General features: G+C 60.0%; 18 protein-coding genes and 1 pseudogene. 8 read left to right on the forward strand and 11 right to left on the reverse strand.

The genetic code is table 11. From position 1 onward, the window contains the following. Positions 1-298: 298 nt before the first annotated feature. The 5 genes from EJA71_RS10820 to EJA71_RS10840 all read left to right on the forward strand — a co-directional run bounded on the left by EJA71_RS10820 (position 299) and on the right by EJA71_RS10840 (position 7456). Positions 299-2065, forward strand: coding sequence for a glucan biosynthesis protein G (locus EJA71_RS10820; RefSeq protein ID WP_178113678.1), 1767 nt, complete (start codon positions 299-301; stop codon positions 2063-2065). Next, a complete protein-coding gene (mdoH, locus tag EJA71_RS10825) occupies positions 2058-4628 on the forward strand; it encodes a glucans biosynthesis glucosyltransferase MdoH (RefSeq protein ID WP_158956708.1) in 2571 nt (856 codons plus the stop codon). The genes EJA71_RS10820 and mdoH overlap by 8 nt, the downstream gene beginning before the upstream one ends. A 190-nt stretch (positions 4629-4818) precedes the next feature. Next, on the forward strand, positions 4819-5616 hold the full coding sequence (locus tag EJA71_RS10830; RefSeq protein ID WP_034152980.1) for a transporter substrate-binding domain-containing protein: 798 nt from the start codon (positions 4819-4821) through the stop codon (positions 5614-5616). A 153-nt stretch (positions 5617-5769) separates the two neighbouring features. Next, positions 5770-6729 (forward strand): amino acid ABC transporter permease, encoded by a 960-nt coding sequence (locus EJA71_RS10835; protein WP_158956709.1) that lies wholly within the window; start codon positions 5770-5772, stop codon positions 6727-6729. Beyond that, a complete protein-coding gene (locus tag EJA71_RS10840; RefSeq protein WP_158956710.1) occupies positions 6722-7456 on the forward strand; it encodes an amino acid ABC transporter ATP-binding protein in 735 nt (244 codons plus the stop codon). The genes EJA71_RS10835 and EJA71_RS10840 overlap by 8 nt, the downstream gene beginning before the upstream one ends. Positions 7457-7579: 123 nt before the next feature. Here the strand turns inward: EJA71_RS10840 and EJA71_RS27800 are convergent, their stop codons facing one another. The 11 genes and pseudogenes from EJA71_RS27800 to ubiE all read right to left on the reverse strand — a co-directional run bounded on the left by EJA71_RS27800 (position 7580) and on the right by ubiE (position 15809). Then, a complete protein-coding gene (locus tag EJA71_RS27800) occupies positions 7580-8452 on the reverse strand; it encodes a methyl-accepting chemotaxis protein (protein WP_371925668.1) in 873 nt (290 codons plus the stop codon). Then, positions 8435-9496: pseudogene (locus EJA71_RS27805) on the reverse strand (methyl-accepting chemotaxis protein); the annotation flags it as partial. The gene EJA71_RS27800 and the pseudogene EJA71_RS27805, both read right to left, overlap by 18 nt. Positions 9497-9690: 194 nt before the next feature. Beyond that, positions 9691-10398: a 16S rRNA (uracil(1498)-N(3))-methyltransferase gene (locus EJA71_RS10850; RefSeq protein WP_158956712.1), complete on the reverse strand. Its 708-nt coding sequence runs from the start codon at positions 10396-10398 to the stop codon at positions 9691-9693. Then, the gene (gene tatC, locus EJA71_RS10855; RefSeq protein WP_083367258.1) at positions 10395-11186 is read right to left on the reverse strand and encodes a twin-arginine translocase subunit TatC; all 792 of its coding nucleotides are present in this window, start codon (positions 11184-11186) and stop codon (positions 10395-10397) included. Before tatC ends, EJA71_RS10850 begins: the two co-directional genes overlap by 4 nt. Further along, positions 11183-11650 (reverse strand): Sec-independent protein translocase protein TatB, encoded by a 468-nt coding sequence (gene tatB / locus EJA71_RS10860; RefSeq protein ID WP_158956713.1) that lies wholly within the window; start codon positions 11648-11650, stop codon positions 11183-11185. Before tatB ends, tatC begins: the two co-directional genes overlap by 4 nt. Before the next feature lie 10 nt (positions 11651-11660). Continuing rightward, the gene (locus tag EJA71_RS10865) at positions 11661-11942 is read right to left on the reverse strand and encodes a twin-arginine translocase TatA/TatE family subunit (protein ID WP_003220847.1); all 282 of its coding nucleotides are present in this window, start codon (positions 11940-11942) and stop codon (positions 11661-11663) included. A gap of 25 nt (positions 11943-11967) precedes the next feature. After that, positions 11968-12300, reverse strand: a complete 333-nt coding sequence (locus tag EJA71_RS10870; protein WP_003220849.1) for a phosphoribosyl-ATP diphosphatase — start codon at positions 12298-12300, stop codon at positions 11968-11970. Beyond that, positions 12293-12694: a phosphoribosyl-AMP cyclohydrolase gene (gene hisI / locus EJA71_RS10875; protein WP_007909357.1), complete on the reverse strand. Its 402-nt coding sequence runs from the start codon at positions 12692-12694 to the stop codon at positions 12293-12295. Before hisI ends, EJA71_RS10870 begins: the two co-directional genes overlap by 8 nt. Positions 12695-12814: 120 nt before the next feature. Further along, positions 12815-14419 carry a ubiquinone biosynthesis regulatory protein kinase UbiB gene (ubiB, locus tag EJA71_RS10880; protein WP_158956715.1) on the reverse strand — a complete coding sequence of 535 codons (1605 nt, stop codon included), beginning with the start codon at positions 14417-14419 and terminating at the stop codon, positions 12815-12817. Beyond that, positions 14416-15039, reverse strand: a complete 624-nt coding sequence (locus EJA71_RS10885; protein ID WP_007909360.1) for an SCP2 domain-containing protein — start codon at positions 15037-15039, stop codon at positions 14416-14418. Before EJA71_RS10885 ends, ubiB begins: the two co-directional genes overlap by 4 nt. Further along, the gene (ubiE, locus tag EJA71_RS10890; RefSeq protein WP_008080626.1) at positions 15039-15809 is read right to left on the reverse strand and encodes a bifunctional demethylmenaquinone methyltransferase/2-methoxy-6-polyprenyl-1,4-benzoquinol methylase UbiE; all 771 of its coding nucleotides are present in this window, start codon (positions 15807-15809) and stop codon (positions 15039-15041) included. The genes EJA71_RS10885 and ubiE overlap by 1 nt, the downstream gene beginning before the upstream one ends. Before the next feature lie 165 nt (positions 15810-15974). On the opposite strand from ubiE, the gene EJA71_RS10895 reads away from it, so the two are divergent. The 3 genes from EJA71_RS10895 (at position 15975) to EJA71_RS10905 (ending at position 17806) form a co-directional block, all read left to right on the forward strand. Then, a complete protein-coding gene (locus tag EJA71_RS10895) occupies positions 15975-16250 on the forward strand; it encodes a polyhydroxyalkanoic acid system family protein (RefSeq protein WP_158956717.1) in 276 nt (91 codons plus the stop codon). A gap of 205 nt (positions 16251-16455) precedes the next feature. Then, entirely contained in the window at positions 16456-16878 is a 423-nt protein-coding gene (locus tag EJA71_RS10900) for a phasin family protein (protein ID WP_158956719.1), read from the forward strand. 10 nt (positions 16879-16888) lie between these two features. Beyond that, a complete protein-coding gene (locus EJA71_RS10905) occupies positions 16889-17806 on the forward strand; it encodes a phasin family protein (protein WP_158956721.1) in 918 nt (305 codons plus the stop codon). The last annotated feature ends 116 nt before the right edge of the window (positions 17807-17922 follow it).

Here is a 17922-nt window from a genome sequence, read left to right on the forward strand (position 1 = left end):
TTACCCCCGATGCTTTGTCATGCGGGCTACTAGATAATCGCGCGCTACGGGGATCAGCGTTCGTTGGTCCGTTTTGACTTAGGTAGAGACTTGTCCGGAGCCGATTGGGGAATCATTTTGCCCCAGCGGAGTCGGAACAATGCTCGCCAACTTGGCAAGAGTGTTCTGGAAGGTCGGTTTTTCACTGCCGAAAACCCTACAGGCACTTCATCTGGCCGTTGGTTTATTGATCTGTTTTCGGCGAGGGTTGCTCGTGATTGTTAGTCCCTGTAATGCAGCAAAATTGTCTGCCAAACGCATGCGAAGTGCTCTGGTAGCGGGCTCGGCGCTCCTGTGCCTGCTCAGCGCCGGTCAGCTTTGGGCGTTCAATCTTGACGATGTATCGGCCAAGGCCAAAGAGCTGGCCGGGCAGAAGTTCGAAGCCCCGCGCAGCAACCTGCCGAACGAATTCCGCGACATGAAGTTCGCGGATTATCAGAAAATCCGCTTCCTCACCGAAAAGGCTGAGTGGGCTGATCAGAAGACCCCGTTCAAACTGTCTTTCTATCACCAGGGTATGCACTTCGATACACCGGTGAAAATCAACGAAATCACGGCAAACACCGTCGAAGAGATCAAATATGATCCGACTCGCTTCGATTTCGGCGACCTGAAATTCGATCCGAAGGCCACCGAACAGCTGGGTTATGCCGGGTTCCGTGTGCTGTACCCGATCAACAAGGCCGACAAGCAAGACGAAATCATGACCATGCTCGGCGCGAGTTACTTCCGCGTTGTCGGCAAGGGCCACACCTACGGCCTCTCGGCCCGTGGTCTGGCGATTGATACCGCGCTGCCGTCGGGCGAAGAATTCCCGCGTTTCCGCGAGTTCTGGATTCAACAGCCGAAGCCGGGCGACAAGCACCTGGTGATCTTCGCGCTGCTGGATTCGCCGCGTGCCACCGGTGCCTACCGTCTGATCCTGCGTCCGGGCAGCGATACCATTGTCGACGTCAAAGCGCAGATGTTCCTGCGCGACAAGGTCGGCAAACTGGGCATTGCGCCGCTGACCAGCATGTTCCTGTTCGGCGCCAACCAGCCGTCGAAAGTCCTCAACTACCGTCGTGAACTGCACGACTCCAGCGGTCTGTCGATCCATGCCGGCAACGGCGAGTGGATCTGGCGCCCACTGAACAACCCGAAACATCTGGCCGTCAGCAATTTCAGCATCGAGAACCCGCGTGGTTTCGGTCTGCTGCAACGTGGCCGTGACTTCAGCCACTACGAAGACCTCGACGACCGCTACGACAAGCGCCCAAGCGCCTGGATCGAGCCGAAGGGCGAGTGGGGCAAGGGCACTGTTGATCTGGTAGAGATTCCGACCGCTGACGAAACCAACGACAACATTGTTGCGTTCTGGAGCCCGGAAAAAATGCCGGAGCCGGGCCAGCCACTGGACTTCGCTTACCGCATGCACTGGACCATGGACGAAGCAGCGATTCACGCGCCGGACAGCGCTTGGGTCGAGCAGACTCTGCGTTCGACCGGTGACGTCAAGCAATCGAACCTGATCCGTCAGCCGGATGGCAGCGTTGCTTACCTGGTCGACTTCGAAGGTCCATCGCTCGCCGCACTGACCCCGGATGCCGACGTGCGCAGTCAGGTCAGCGTTGGCGACAACGCCGAGCTGGTTGAAAACAGCGTGCGCTACAACCCGGAAACCAAGGGCTGGCGCTTGACCCTGCGGATGAAAATCAAGGACCCGAGCAAGTCGACCGAGATGCGTGCCGCACTGGTTCAACCAGTCGTGACCGCTGATCTGGCGAAATCGGTGCCGGCGTCCAACTCGTCCGTCGCCAAGGCCGACAAGGTTGCCGCCAAGCAACAAGAGAAAATCGACAAGGAAGCCAAGGCAGCCGAGGCCAAACAGGCCGACGCCAAGCCAGCGGCAGAAGCCAAGGACAAGGCCAACAAAGACGCCAAGCAGCCTGTTGCTGCCGACGCGGCCCCAGCCACACCGGAATCGGCGCCGACTGAAGAAGTCCTGACCGAGACCTGGAGCTATCAGTTGCCTGCCGATGAGTAACTCTCAAGTACAGCCAGAAACTCTGTCCGAGTATCTGGCGCATCTGCCGATGACCGACGAGCAGCGCGCGGAACTCGCGGGCTGCCAGTCGTTCAGCGAGTTGCATGAACGCCTGTCGTCCTCGACATTCGACGCCCCTGCCGAAGCCGCCCAGGCTTCGGTGGGCAAGCGCCTGATCCTGAGCACCGCCGAAGAGCTTGAAGACGCGGAGATGCTGGTGCTCGACGCCAGCGGTCGCGTCAGCATGAAGGCGACGCCGCCGATCCGCCGGACCAAAGTCGTGCCGGAGCCATGGCGCACCAATATTCTGGTGCGTGGCTGGCGCCGTATGACCGGTCGCACCAACCCGCCGCAGCCGCCAAAGGACGAAAATGTCCTGCCGGCTGCGCGCTGGCGCACTGTCGGTTCGATCCGCCGCTACATTCTGTTGCTGCTGATGCTCGGCCAGACCATCGTCGCCGGCTGGTACATGAAAGGCATCATGCCGTACCAGGGCTGGTCGTTCGTTGATCTGGAAGAAGTCCTGCATCAACCGCTGCTGCAAACCGCCACGCAAGTGCTGCCGTATGCGCTGCAGACCAGCATTCTGATTCTGTTCGGGATTCTGTTCTGCTGGGTGTCGGCCGGTTTCTGGACGGCGCTGATGGGCTTCCTCGAGTTGCTCACCGGTCACGATAAATACCGTATCTCCGGCAAAAGCGCCGGTAACGAGCCGATTGCCAAAGACGCGCGTACCGCGTTGGTGATGCCGATCTGCAACGAAGACGTTCCCCGCGTGTTCGCCGGTCTGCGTGCAACGTTCGAATCGGTCGCTGCCACCGGTGATCTGGATCGCTTCGACTTCTTCGTTCTCAGCGACAGTAACGACACCGACATCTGCGTCGCCGAGCAGCAGGCCTGGCTGGACGTCTGCCGCGAAGCCAAGGGCTTCGGCAAGATCTTCTACCGTCGCCGTCGCCGTCGTGTGAAACGCAAGAGCGGCAACCTCGACGACTTCTGCCGTCGTTGGGGCGGTGACTACAAGTACATGGTCGTGCTCGACGCTGACTCGGTAATGAGCGGCGAGTGCCTGACCAGTCTGGTGCGCTTGATGGAAGCCACGCCGGACGCCGGGATCATCCAGACCGCGCCGCGTGCGTCGGGCATGGATACCCTGTATGCGCGCATGCAGCAGTTCGCCACCCGCGTGTACGGCCCGCTGTTCACCGCCGGTCTGCACTTCTGGCAATTGGGTGAATCCCACTACTGGGGCCACAACGCGATCATCCGCATGAAGCCGTTTATCGACCACTGCGCCTTGGCGCCGTTGCCGGGTAAAGGGGCGTTCTCCGGTGCGATTCTGTCTCACGACTTCGTTGAAGCCGCGCTGATGCGCCGTGCCGGTTGGGGCGTGTGGATTGCCTACGACTTGCCGGGCAGCTACGAAGAACTGCCGCCGAACCTGCTCGACGAACTCAAGCGTGACCGTCGCTGGTGCCACGGCAACCTGATGAACTTCCGCCTGTTCCTGGTCAAAGGCATGCACCCGGTGCACCGCGCGGTGTTCCTCACCGGCGTGATGTCGTACCTGTCGGCGCCGTTGTGGTTCTTCTTCCTGGTGTTGTCGACCGCGCTGCTGGCGGTGAACACGCTGATGGAGCCGCAGTACTTCCTCGAACCGCGTCAGCTCTATCCGTTGTGGCCGCAGTGGCACCCGGACAAGGCGATCGCGCTGTTCTCGACGACCATCGTGCTGCTGTTCCTGCCGAAACTGTTGAGCATCATCCTGATCTGGGCCAAGGGTGCGAAAGAGTTTGGTGGCAAGTTCAAGGTGACCTTGTCGATGCTGCTGGAGATGCTGTTCTCCATGCTGCTGGCGCCGGTGCGGATGATTTTCCACACCCGTTTCGTCCTCGCCGCGTTCCTCGGCTGGGCCGCGACCTGGAACTCGCCGCAACGTGACGACGACTCGACGCCTTGGAGCGAAGCGGTCAAACGCCACGGCCCGCAAACTCTGCTGGGATTCTTCTGGGCGCTGTTGGTGGTCTGGCTGAACCCGAGTTTCCTCTGGTGGCTGGTGCCGATCGTTGGTTCGCTGATGTTGTCGATTCCGGTGTCGGTGATTTCCAGCCGTGTCGGCTTGGGCCTGAAGTCCCGTGACGAGAGCCTGTTCCTCATCCCTGAGGAATACAATCCGCCACAGGCGCTGCTGGCGACTGATCAGTACACCCACGAAAATCGTTACCACGCCCTCAACGACGGCTTCGTCCGCGCGGTGGTCGATCCCCAGCAGAACGCTTTGGCGTGCTCGCTGGCGACCTCCCGTCACGGTCAGGCCGAGCCGATCGAGTGGCTGCGTCAGGAACGTGTGCGTCACGCGATCAAGGTTGGCCCGGCCGGGCTGAACAACCATGATCGTCTGCAACTGCTGAGCGACCCGGTCGCCCTGGCACGTCTGCACGAGCAGGTCTGGGCCGAAGGTCACGCCGAGTGGCTGGATGCATGGCGGGCCTCGGTGAAAGCCGATCCCCATGCGCCGCCATTACCGTTGCGACCGCTGAGCCTGCAGGCGCAACCGGCTTGATAAGAAAACCCCGCGAAAGCGGGGTTTTTTTTGCCTTCAACAACGCCAGCATCCTTCTCTAAACCAGCAAAAAACCTTGTGCAAACGAACGAGTGCGTTAGCATCCGTCCCCGAATTGGCGCACCCGGGCTTTTTTGCCCGCCTCTGTTGGTTTTCGCGCCGCACACGCAATGGTTTTGGGGACTTGAAGATGAAGAAGTATCTGTCGATGCTGCTGGTCGGCGTCACGGCACTGGTTGCAGTCAATGCGGCGCAGGCCGGCGCAATCGATGACGCGGTCAAGCGCGGCACGTTGAAAGTCGGTATGGATCCGACCTACATGCCGTTTGAAATGACCAACAAGCGCGGCGAAATCATCGGTTTCGAAGTCGACATCCTCAAAGCCATGTCCAAGGCCATGGGCGTCAAGCTGGAACTGGTTTCCACCGGTTACGACGGCATCATCCCGGCGCTGATGACCGACAAGTTCGACATGATCGGCAGCGGCATGACCCTGACTCAGGAGCGCAACCTGCGCCTGAACTTCAGCGAACCGTTCATCGTGGTCGGCCAGACCCTGCTGATCCGCAAGGAATTGGAAGGCACCATCAAGTCTTACAAAGACCTGAACACGGCTGACTACCGCATCACCTCCAAGCTCGGCACCACCGGCGAAATGGTCGCCAAGAAGCTGATCTCCAAAGCCAAGTACCACGGCTACGACAACGAGCAGGAAGCCGTGCTCGACGTGGTCAACGGCAAGGCTGACGCGTTCATCTACGACGCGCCGTACAACGTTGTCGCGGTGACCAAGGTCGGCGCCGGCAAACTGGTGTTCCTCGACAAGCCGTTCACCTACGAGCCTTTGGCGTTTGGTTTGAAGAAGGGCGATTACGACAGCCTCAACTTCATCAACAACTTCCTGCACCAGATCCACGAAGACGGCACCTACGATCGCATCCATGACAAGTGGTTCAAGAGCACCGAGTGGCTCAAGGACATGGAATAACGCGCATCCGCTGATCGTTCCCACGTCGAGGCGTCGAACCGTCTGCGTGGTAACGCATCCTGTGACGCTCCGCGTCACGATCAGGCAGGGACGCAGAGCGTCCCGAGCGGCATTCCCACGCAGAGCGTGGGAACGATCATCCGAGAACCTGCAATGAAACATAAAAAAGCCCAATGGCCCTGGCACGTCCTCACCGTGCTGGTGCTGGTCGGCCTGGCGGGCGCGTTGTATTACGCGACGTCGCTGATGTCCTACGAATGGCGCTGGAACCGTGTGCCGCAGTACTTCGCCTATCAGGCTGAAGAGTCCCAGCGTGCCACGGACATTTCCACCGTCACTGAACTGGTGCGCAAGGGCAGCAGCGCGCAAGTCACCCTGCGCAATGATGCCGGTGACGAGCAGCACCTGACCGTCGACGAGAACAGCCTGCAATTCGCGCAGGGCGACGATGTGGCCGAAGGCGACGTCGTGGGCGTGACCCGGCATTGGGCGGCAGGGCCGCTGTTGTGGGGGCTGTGGACGACACTTTGGCTGTCGGTGGTTTCCGGCGTCCTGGGTTTGCTGATCGGCCTGGTCACTGGCCTGTGCCGGCTGTCGAACAACCCGACCTTGCGCGACCTCTCGACCATCTACGTCGAACTGGTGCGCGGCACGCCGCTGCTGGTGCAGATCTTTATTTTCTATTTCTTCATCGGCACGGTGATGAACCTGTCCCGCGAGTTCGCCGGGATCGCCGCGCTGTCGCTGTTCACCGGCGCCTATGTGGCGGAGATCATCCGTTCCGGTGTGCAATCGATTGCCCGTGGCCAGAACGAAGCGGCGCGCTCGCTCGGTCTGAGTGCCGGCCAGTCGATGCGCCACGTGGTGCTGCCGCAAGCGCTGAAACGCGTGCTGCCGCCGTTGGCCGGACAGTTCATCAGTCTGGTCAAGGACACCTCGCTGGTGTCGGTGATCGCCATCACCGAGTTGTTGAAAAGCGGCCGTGAAGTCATCACCACCTCGTTTTCGCCGTTCGAAATCCTGTTCTGCGTGGCCGGTCTGTACCTGTTGATCAACCTGCCGCTGTCGAAAATCGCCAGCCGGCTTGAGCGGAGGCTCGCGCAAAGTGATTGAAGTCCGCGATCTGGTAAAAGTCTTCGATACCCGTGGCCAAGTGGTGCGCGCGGTGGATAGCGTCAGCACCACAGTCGCCAAAGGCGAAGTGCTGGTGGTCATCGGCCCTTCGGGCTCCGGCAAGTCGACATTCCTGCGCTGCCTCAATGGCCTGGAAGAATTCGATTCCGGCTCGGTGAGCATCGACGGCCTGCAACTGGCCGATCCGAAAACCGACGTCAACGCCTACCGCCGCGAAGTCGGCATGGTCTTCCAGCATTTCAATCTGTTCCCGCACATGACCGTGCTGGAAAACCTCTGTCTGGCGCAGAAAGTCGTGCGCAAGCGCGGCAAGAAAGAGCGCGAAGCCAAGGCCATGGAGTTGCTGCAAAAGGTCGGGATCGCGCAGAAGGCCAACGAGTTTCCGTCACGCCTGTCCGGCGGTCAGCAACAGCGCGTGGCAATTGCCCGGGCGCTGGCGATGGAACCGAAAGTGATGTTGTTTGACGAGCCGACATCGGCGCTCGACCCGGAAATGGTCGGTGAGGTGCTGGACGTTATGAAGAACCTGGCCGTGGAAGGCATGACCATGGTCTGCGTCACCCACGAAATGGGCTTTGCTCGGGAAGTGGCGGATCGGGTGCTGTTTTTCGATCACGGCAAACTGCTGGAAGATGCCGCGCCGGCAGAGTTCTTCGATGCGCCGAAGGATCCGCGGGCGCAGGCCTTTCTGCGTCAGGTTCTGTAGTACCTGATCGTTCCCACGCTCTGCGTGGGAATGCCGCCCGGGACGCTCCGCGTCCCTTTCATGCATGACGCGGAGCGTCACAGGATGCATTCCCACGCAGAGCGTGGGAACGATCTGTGGGGCTTATACCTTAAAGCGCCCCACCAGCGTCTGCAGGTGAGTACCCAGGCGCGCCAGCTCAACACTGGACGCCGCCGTCTCTTCACTCGCCGCCGATGTTTGATCCGACACATCCCGCACATTCAGCACGCTACGGTTGATCTCTTCAGCCACCGCGCTCTGCTGCTCAGCTGCCGCTGCAATCTGTTGGTTCATTGCCTGAATCGCCGACACGGTACGCGTGATGCTTTCCAGCGAGCCACCGGCCCGACGGGTCAGCTCGACGCTGCTATCGGTCAGGGTACGGCTGTTGTCCATGATCGTTGCCACTTGCTGGGTGCCGTTTTGCAGGCCGACGATCAGCTCTTCGATCTCTTCGGTGGATTTCTGCGTGCGCTGGGCGAGGCTGCGCACTTCATCGGCGACCACGGCAAAACCACGCCCGGCCTCACCGGCACGCGCCGCTTCGATGGCGGCGTTGAGGGCCAGCAGGTTGGTTTGCTGGGCCACCGACTTGATCACGTCGAGAACGCTGCCAATCTTGTCGCTTTCGCGCTTGAGCTCACCCATCGCTTCGGTGGAATGGCCGACCTCAACGGCCAGACGCTCGATTTGTGCGATCGCTTCGCCGACCACTTTGTCACCTTCGCGGGCCTGTTGATCAGCGGCGACTGCGGCTTCGGAAGCCTCTTCAGCGTTGCGCGCGACTTCCTGCACGGTAGCGGCCATTTCGTTCATGGCCGTGGCGACCTGATCGGTCTCGATTTTCTGATTGTTGACCCCGGCGCTGGTCTGCTCGGTCACCGCCGACAGTTCTTCAGCGGCGCTGGCGATCTGGGTAACGCCATCGCTGATCCCGCCGACCAGCTCGCGCAGGCCTTGGGTCATGCTCTGCATCGAACGCTGCAACTGGCCGAGTTCGTCGCGGCGCAGGGACACCAGGTTATGGGTCAGATCGCCAGCGGCGACGCGCTCGGCGACTTTCAGGGTCTGGTTCAGCGGAATGATGATCTGGCGGGTGATCGCCCAGCCGGCGAGCAGACCGAACGCCACGGCCAGCAGGGAGGCGATGATCAGCATATTTTTCGCGTGAGCGGCGTCGGTGTCGCGCACCACGGTCTGGGAAATGGTCAGTTTCTTACTGGCATCGAGCAGGATGTCGCCCTGAGCAGCCATACGGGCAACGGCTTTGCTGCTGGCGGTTTGCGAGTCGCGGAACTGCCCGACGGCGGCGCGATAGGCCTTCATCGAATCCGTGGCCTGCTGCAGGTTGGCAATGTGTTGTTCCGGTAATTTCGACGGCAGACTGTCGAGGTATTTCAGGACGTTCTCGATGGCATCGAGCGCGGGTTGCTCGGCCTCGGCCTTGCCGCTGTAGGTGTAGCCGCGCACTTGATAGCGCGCTTGCTGCAGCAGTTTGCTCAGCTCGACCACGCTGTTGAATTGCGCGACGCTGTCCCCTTGCAGCAGAGATTTTTCGACTTCCGAGACTTTCGCAACAGCGTTGTCGGCATTCGCGCCGAGTTTGCTGCGGGCGTCTTCGCGTTGTGTGGTGGCCTGGACCAGGTCGGTGAAGGCGCGTTTATATTCGGCAACGGCGGCCAGTTGCTGGTCGACCATGGCGATGTCGGACGGTTGTTCGATCAGCGTGCGAGCGGTTTGCAGGCCGCTGTCGAGTTTGCCGAGCATGTCGTTGACCGCGCCCGGGCCTTGTTCACCACGGCGCGCATCGTAGTCGACGCGGGCCATGCGCAAGTCCTTGCTGTACTCATTGAGGCTGGAAATGAAGCCGAGCTTGTCGCCACGGCTGATGATGCCGCTCATGCCGGTCCAGCCGGTGAAAGTGATCAACAGCGTCAGCAACAGCACCAGGCCGAAGCCGATGCCCAATTTGCGTTTAACGCTGACGTTTCCAAGATTCTCGGCTAACCAACGGTACATGCGACAACTCCCCGACCACTAATTGGACTTATGGCGAGGTTATCGGCTGAGTGATGGCAATCTGTAACGCCATTTGTCCGGCAAGGATCATTTGTGGGAGCTGCGGAAGGCTGCGATCTTTTGATGTTGGTTTTAAAAAACAGGATCAAAAGATCACAGCCTTCGGCAGCTCCTACACGGGACGCGGTGTTCGTTTAGAAGAGCCGAGCGAGGAGGGCGGTGACGGCGGTTTCGACGCGCAGGATGCGCTCGCCCAATTGCACCGGTTGCAGGCCGGATTTGCCCAGCAGATCGATTTCGTAAGGAATCCAGCCACCTTCGGGGCCGATGGCCAGGGTCACTGGTTCGCTGAGCGCGCGCGGACAAGGTGGGAAGTTACCAGGATGACCGACCAGACCGAGGGTACCTTCGGTGATGGCGGGCAGGCGATCTTCAACGAACGGCTTGAAGCGCTTTTCGATGATGATCTCAGGCAGCACGGTGTCCCGGGCTTGTTCAAGGCCGAGGATCAATTGCTCGCGAATGGCTTCGGGCTCAAGAAACGGCGTCTGCCAAAAGCTCTTCTCGACCCGATAGCTGTTGACCAGAATCACCTTGGACACGCCCATGGTCGCCACGGTCTGAAACACCCGGCGGAGCATCTTCGGGCGCGGCAGGGCGAGTACCAGCGTCAGCGGCAGTTTGGCCGGTGGCGGCTGATCGAGGCTGACACGCAGCTCCGCTTCACCCGCCTCCAGGCGCAGCAGTTCAGCAGAACCCATCAAACCATTGATCCGCCCCACGCGCAGGCTGTCACCGACTTCCGAGCGGTGAACTTCCTGCATGTGCGTCAGGCGTCGATCACGCAGGATCACACGGTCGGCCGCAATGAAATCGGCCTCTTCGAGCAACAGCAGGTTCATGCCTGAGTCGCTGGCGGCTGGTCGTTGTGATCGTCGGCCGGGGTTTCGTCCGGGCGTTCACGCTTGCTGATCAAGCCACCGAACAGAATGCCGATTTCAAACAGCATCCACATCGGCACGGCCAGCAGGGTCTGCGAGAAAATGTCCGGCGGGGTCAGGATCATGCCGACCACGAAGCAGCCGATGATCACGTACGGGCGGATTTTCTTCAGATATTTGACGTCGACCACGCCGATCCACACCAGCAACACCACAGCCACCGGGATCTCGAACGCCACGCCGAAGGCGAAGAACAGCGTCATGACGAAGTCGAGGTAGCTGGCGATGTCGGTCATCATTTCCACGCCGGCCGGGGTGGCGGCAGCGAAGAACTTGAAGATCAACGGGAACACGAAGTAATAGGCGAACGCCATGCCGGTGTAGAACAGCAGGATGCTCGACACCAGCAGCGGCACCGCGATGCGCTTCTCATGCTTGTACAGGCCAGGCGCGATGAAGCCCCAGATCTGATGCAGGATCACCGGGATCGCGAGGAACAGCGAAACCATCATCGTCAGCTTCAGCGGCGTCAGGAACGGCGACGACACGTCAGTAGCGATCATCGTCGCGCCGACCGGCAGGTACTGGCGCAGCGGCGTCGAGACGAAGGTGTAGATCTGCTGGGTGAAGGCGAACAGCCCGGCGAAGATGATGAAGATCGCCGCCACACAACGCAGCAGGCGGGTGCGCAACTCGGTGAGGTGCGAAACCAGCGGCATGTGCTGGTCGTTTTCGGGGAGATCGCTCATGGGGCTCGCGGCGGCAGAGTGGAGTCTTGAGGCGCTGGGGTGATCGGCGCGGCGTTTGGCGCAACGTGTTCAACAGACTGTTCCGCGACAACGACTGGCGCCGGTTCTGTCTGTGCTACAACGGCAGCAGGTGCAGGTGTCGGAGCAGGCACAACAGGTGCAGTCGGCGCATGAATCGTCTGCTGCCCGACATGTTCAACCGGCGTCGGCTCTTGCTGAACCGGGCTGAAAATCTTCCGCGCCTCTTGTTCCAGCGAGAGAATGTGCTCGTTGTGCAGTTGCCGACGGATCTCGTCGGCACCGATTTCACGTTCAACTTCCTGTTTGATCGCGTTGAAGCTGCGCTTCAGCCGGCCGACCCACAGGCCAGCAGTGCGCGCAGCGCCCGGCAGACGCTCGGGGCCCAGCACCAGCAGGGCGACGAGGCCGACGAGCAGCAGTTCAGAGAAGCTGATACCAAACATTAGTCAGTGCTCACACGTCTTTGCGGATCGGCTCTTCGACTTTCTGCGCCTGCACGTCGATGGTGTGCGGCGGGTTGGCCTGAGCGGTGGCTTGCGGCTGCACCGGTGGCACCGGCTGCGCAGGCGTCACGGTTGGATCAGCGGCAGGCTTTTCGTCATCGTTCATGGCCTTGCGGAAGCCCTTGATCGACTCGCCAACGTCGGTGCCGAGGTTTTTCAGTTTCTTGGTGCCGAACACCAACACCACGACTACCAGAATGACGATCCAGTGTTTCCAGTCAAAAATGCCCATGTTGCTGTTCCTCTCTAAAAGTTGTTCAGGCGGACGGACGCGAGGCTTTCTCGACGTGTCCGGACAGGCCGAAACGGCGATCCAGTTCATCCAGCACAGCCTGCGGATGCTGCCCCAGTTGGGCGAGCATGACCATGCTGTGGAACCACAGGTCGGCGGTTTCGTAGATCACATCGCTGCAGTCGCCACTGATCGCGGCGTCCTTGGCGGCAATAATGGTTTCGACCGACTCTTCGCCGACTTTCTCCAGAATCTTGTTCAAACCCTTGTGATACAGACTAGCCACATACGAGCTGTCGGCGGCTGCGCCTTTGCGCTCTTCCAGTACTTGAGCGAGGCGGGTCAGGGTGTCACTCATGTTTGTGTCCTGCGGAATAAATGGCGTGCGGGTCTTTCAGAACCGGGTCGACGGTCTTCCAGTCGCCGTTTTCGAAGACGCGATAAAAGCAGCTTTGACGGCCGGTATGGCAAGCGATGTCGCCGATCTGTTCAACCATCAGGATGATCACGTCGGCGTCACAGTCCAGACGCATTTCATGCAAGGTCTGCACATGGCCGGACTCTTCGCCCTTGCGCCACAGCTTGCCACGGGAACGTGACCAGTAGATTGCACGGTTTTCCGCGGCGGTCAGCTCGAGCGCTTCGCGGTTCATCCAGGCCATCATCAGTACGCGTCCGGTCTTGTGATCCTGGGCAATCGCCGGCACCAGGCCATCAGCGTCCCATTTGATCTCGTCCAGCCAGTTTTTCATCTTCAATTCCCGAAACGCAGCTACAAGCTTTGAGCTTCAAGCTGCAAGTAAAAGCAGATTGCGGTGTTCCAGTATCGTCAGGCTTGCAGCTCGCAGCTTATAACTTGCAGCTGATTCGTGCTATCGGCGAACGACCAGATACAAGCCCACGGCCACCATGATTCCGGCTGGCCAATGTCCCAATTCGTTTAGTGGGCCACCGATGGCAAGGATCACCCCACCGGCCAGATGTGCGCAACCGAGCAGGCGCAGGAACCAGTCGTCCTTGCGTTTGTGCCACGGTGGCGGCGGGTCGTAGGCGTGCGGCTGCGACATGCGTTCGAGCAGATCGCGGGCCATATTCGCCAGGTGCGGCAATTGTTCGAACTGGCTCTGCACGTTGCCGAGCAAGGCTTTCGGGCTGACGCGCTCGCGCATCCAGCGCTCGAGGAACGGCTGCGCGGTGTTCCACAGATCCAGATCCGGATACAACTGACGGCCGAGGCCTTCGATGTTCAGCAGGGTTTTTTGCAGCAGAACGAGCTGCGGCTGCACTTCCATGTTGAAGCGCCGCGCAGTCTGGAACAGGCGCATCAGCACCTGGCCAAATGAAATATCTTTTAACGGTTTTTCGAAGATCGGTTCGCACACAGTACGGATCGCTGCTTCGAATTCATTGAGCTTGGTTTCCGCCGGCACCCAGCCCGAATCGATGTGCAACTGTGCCACACGACGGTAATCGCGCTTGAAGAACGCGAACAGGTTGCGCGCCAGATAATCCTGGTCTTCCGGGGTCAGGCTGCCGACGATGCCGCAGTCGATCGCAATGTACTGCGGGCTCCACGGATTGACGGTGCTGACGAAGATGTTGCCCGGGTGCATGTCGGCGTGGAAGAAACTGTCGCGGAACACCTGGGTGAAGAAAATCTCCACGCCACGTTCGGCGAGCATCTTCATGTCGGTGCGCTGATCGGCGAGGGTCGCCAGATCCGTGACCTGAATACCGTAGATACGCTCCATCACCAGCACTTTCGGCCGGCACCAGTCCCAATAGACTTGCGGCACGTAGAGCAGCGGCGAACCTTCGAAGTTGCGCTTCAACTGGCTGGCGTTGGCCGCTTCGCGCAGCAGATCGAGTTCGTCGTAGATGGTTTTTTCGTAGTCCAACACCACATCGACCGGGTGCAGCAGACGCGCGTCGGCGGAGAGCTTTTCAGCGGCGCGGGCAAGGATGAACAACCACGCCAGATCCTGTGCGATCACCGTTTTCAAACCGGGGCGAATCACCTTCACCACCACTTCTTCGCCGGTTTTCAATTGCGCCGCATGCACTTGCGCTACCGAGGCCGAGGCCAGCGGTTCGACGTCGAAACGGCTGAACACGTCGCTGATTTTCTTGCCGAGCTGTTCTTCGATCAGTTTGATCGACAGCTGCGGATCGAACGGCGGCACGCGATCCTGCAGCAACATCAGCTCATCGGCGATGTCTTCGGGCAGCAGGTCGCGGCGAGTCGAAAGAATCTGCCCGAACTTGATGAAGATCGGCCCGAGATCCTGCAACGCCAGACGCAAACGCGCGCCCCGGCTCAGCTCCAGCGGCTTGCGCGGGAACCAGCGCCACGGCAGGACATAGCGCAGCGCCAAGAGAAACCAGGGCAGCGGCAGATCGAACAGCAGGTCATCGAGGCGGTAGCGAATCACGACGCGCTGGATGCGCAACAAACGGCGGACGGCAAGCAGCTTCATGCGTTATCGCTTGGGTCGAGGGATCGGGAAAGGCGCTCGAAACGCGCCTCGAGACGTTCCAGATCAAGTTTGATCCGGTCCAGTTCGCTGAACCGCGCTTCGGCTTCGCGCTGCCCGACGAGGGTGCGCGATTCTTCGGCGAGGTATTCGGCGAGGTTCTGGTTGAGGCTGGCAAATCCTTGTTGATACCAGCGTGCGCGGCTGCGCAGATGGCCACCGACCAGTTGCGTGGCGACCGGGCCGAGCCAGCGCGAGAGTTCATACTCCCAGTCCAGCTCCAGGTCTTGCAGCACGCCGGCCAGCTCCAGCAGCACGCCGCTGTCGCCGTCGAGCTCGACTTCCGGGGCGTGCAGCACCGCAGTCTTGTCTTTGCTCACGGCCAATTTGATCAGGCTGGAGGCCGGCGCACGCAGGGTGCAATCGACACCGGTTTCCCAGTGCGAGGCAAGCATCAAACCTTCGTCGCTCGGCAAGATGAACAGTTGCAGCGCCGGGCTGCGGCAGTCGACGGCAATCACTTTGCCAGTCAAATGCGCCAGCCGCGGGAGCGCCGTGCTGTCGAGACGCAGCACCCGGTTGAGGCCGAGTTCGACGCTGGCGAGCAGCCCGGTGAGCAACATCAGGGCTTGATGCCGCGGTGCAGGGCGACGATGCCTGCGGTCATGTTGTGATAGGTCACGCGGTCGAAACCGGCGTCGACCATCATCGACTTCAGCGTTTCCTGATTCGGGTGCATGCGGATCGATTCGGCCAGATAGCGATAGCTTTCCGAGTCGTTGGTGATCAGCTTGCCCATCAGCGGCATGAAGGCGAACGAGTAGGCGTCGTAGGCTTTCGACATCAGCGCGTTGGTCGGCTTGGAGAATTCCAGCACCAACAGGCGACCGCCAGGCTTGAGCACGCGCAGCATCGAACGCAGGGCGTCTTCTTTGTGCGTCACGTTGCGCAGGCCGAAGGCGATGGTCACGCAGTCGAAATGGTTGTCCGGGAACGGTAGTTTTTCCGCGTCCGCCTGAACGAACTCGACGTTACCGGCGACACCCAGATCGAGCAGGCGGTCACGGCCGACCTTGAGCATCGATTCGTTGATGTCGGCCAATACCACCTGACCTGTCGGGCCGACCAAGTGCGAGAATTTTTTGGTCAGGTCACCGGTCCCGCCGGCGATGTCCAGCACGCGATTACCGCTGCGCACGCCCGACAGTTCGATCGCGAAACGCTTCCACAAACGGTGCATGCCGCCCGACAGAAGGTCGTTCATCAGGTCGTACTTGGCGGCTACCGAGTGGAAAACCTCAGCGACTTTTTCCGCTTTCTGGCTTTCCGGAACGTTTTTGAAGCCGAAGTGAGTGGTGGGTTCGGCATCGCTGCCTTTGCGCTGATCAGTCATATCGCTGTCACCAAAAGAGAATGCGCGACATTCTAATCCCCAAGCCATGCTTTGTCTTGGAATGGCTAAAGGTAAGATGGGCAACCTTCGGGACGATTTGCCGCAGCGGCGGTCAAGATTAACGACACATCTTTTTCGCCCCATTCAAAAAGCAGGAGTCAATCAATGGCCAAAATCACTGTTGAGCGTGCCCACAACCTGGGTAAGGAAGCCGCCCGCGAGAAGGCCGACAAGCTGGCGCAGAAACTCTCCGATCAATACGGACTGGAGCCGCAATGGGCCGGCGACACCCTGAACCTCAAGCGCTCGGGCGTGAAAGGCGCGGTGCATGTGGCGGACGATTCGATCAAGGTCGACGTGGAGCTGGGCATCATGATGTCGGCCATGAGCGGCATGATCAAAGCAGAGATCGAAAAAGCCCTCGATAAAGCGCTGGTCTGAGCATCAAAAGATCGCAGCCTCCGGCAGCTCCTACAGAGATACACATTCCCCTGTAGGAGCTGCCGAAGGCTGCGATCTTTTCATTCAGGCACCACCGATTCATGTCAGTTGTTAGGGTGCCGTTTCTAATTTTTCTGCCTACTTTGTGCCAGAGCCCGACACTTTCCCGGGCAGTTCCTCAAACCTTCTGCGCGTGAGGTGCACCATGGCCAAAGTTATTTTGAAGAAAAAAATCGACGCTTCGACTTCTGCTCTGAGCGACGTCAAATCCTATGCCCGCAAGATCTGGCTGGCAGGCTTGGGTGCCTACGCCAAGGTCGGCCAAGAGGGCAGCGACTACTTTCAAGAGTTGATCAAGGCTGGTCAAACTGTTGAAAAGAAAGGCAAAAAAGCCGTCACCGAAAAGCTCGAAGCGGCCAACGCCGAGATCGACGAAGCCAAGGATGAAGTGAGTTCATTCAAGGGGCGTGTCGAGGTTCAACTCGACAAGGTCGAGAAGGCGTTCGACACCCGTGTAGCAAGCGCCTTGAATCGTATCGGCATTCCGTCTAAACATGACGTTGAGACACTCTCTGCTAAGCTCGATGAGCTGACGGCATTGCTCGAACGCGTCGCGCGTAAATCTTAAGGAGAACGGGATGGCTGGCAAAAAGACTACTGATAAAAAAGATAGCAGCTCGTGGGTCGGGAAGGTCGAATCCTACTCCCGCAAAATCTGGCTGGCTGGTTTAGGCGTGTACTCGAAGATCGACACTGACGGCAGCAAGCTCTTCGATACATTGGTCAAAGACGGCGAGAAAGCCGAGAAGCTGACCAAGTCGGCAGTCGGCAAAAAAGTCGATGCTGCCAAGGACTCTGCTTCCTCGGCCAAGTCGCGCATGAGCGGCGTGAAAGATCGCGCACTGGGCAAGTGGGACGAGCTGGAAGGGGCTTTCGACAAGCGCCTGAACAGCGCGATTTCGCGCCTCGGTGTCCCGAGCCGCAATGAAGTCAAAGCGCTCAACAGCAAGGTCGACACACTGACCAGGCAGATCGAAAAACTCACCGGTCTGAAGGCTCAGCCTGTGGCGGCGAAAACCGCGGCAGCCAAACCGGCCGCCAAAACCGCAGCGGCAAAACCAGCGGCAAAATCCGCTGCCAAGCCACTGGTAAAAGCAGCGGCCAAGCCGGCAGCGAAAGCCAAAGCCGCCGCTAAACCGGCTGCAAAAACTGCCGCCGCCAAGCCTGCCGCTAAAGCAGCTGCCAAACCGGTTGCCGCTAAGGCCGCTGCGAAACCAGCCGCTAAACCTGCGGCAAAAGCAGTAGCCAAACCGGCCGCCAAGCCAGCAGCGAAAACCGCTGCCGCTAAACCGGCTGCCAAGCCAGCGGCCAAACCGGCTGCGGCGAAGAAGCCTGCAGTGAAAAAACCGGCCGCGCCGAAACCGGCAGCACCTGCTGCAGCCAAACCTGCCACCCCGGCAGCTCCGGTAAGCGCGTCGAACTCCGCCGCCGCACCGACTCCGGCGGCAACCCCGACTGCTGCATCGACCCCGTCGACGCCAACCAGTCAGTCCTGATTTTTCAGGGCAAAACAAAACGCCCGGCCTGTGAAGGTCGGGCGTTTTTGTTTGAAGATCAAAAGATCGCAGCCTTCGGCAGCTCCTACAGAGGTACACATTCCCCCTGTAGGAGC

The sequence above is a fragment of the Pseudomonas sp. PB106 genome (assembly GCF_009764645.1).
Lineage (GTDB): Bacteria > Pseudomonadota > Gammaproteobacteria > Pseudomonadales > Pseudomonadaceae > Aquipseudomonas.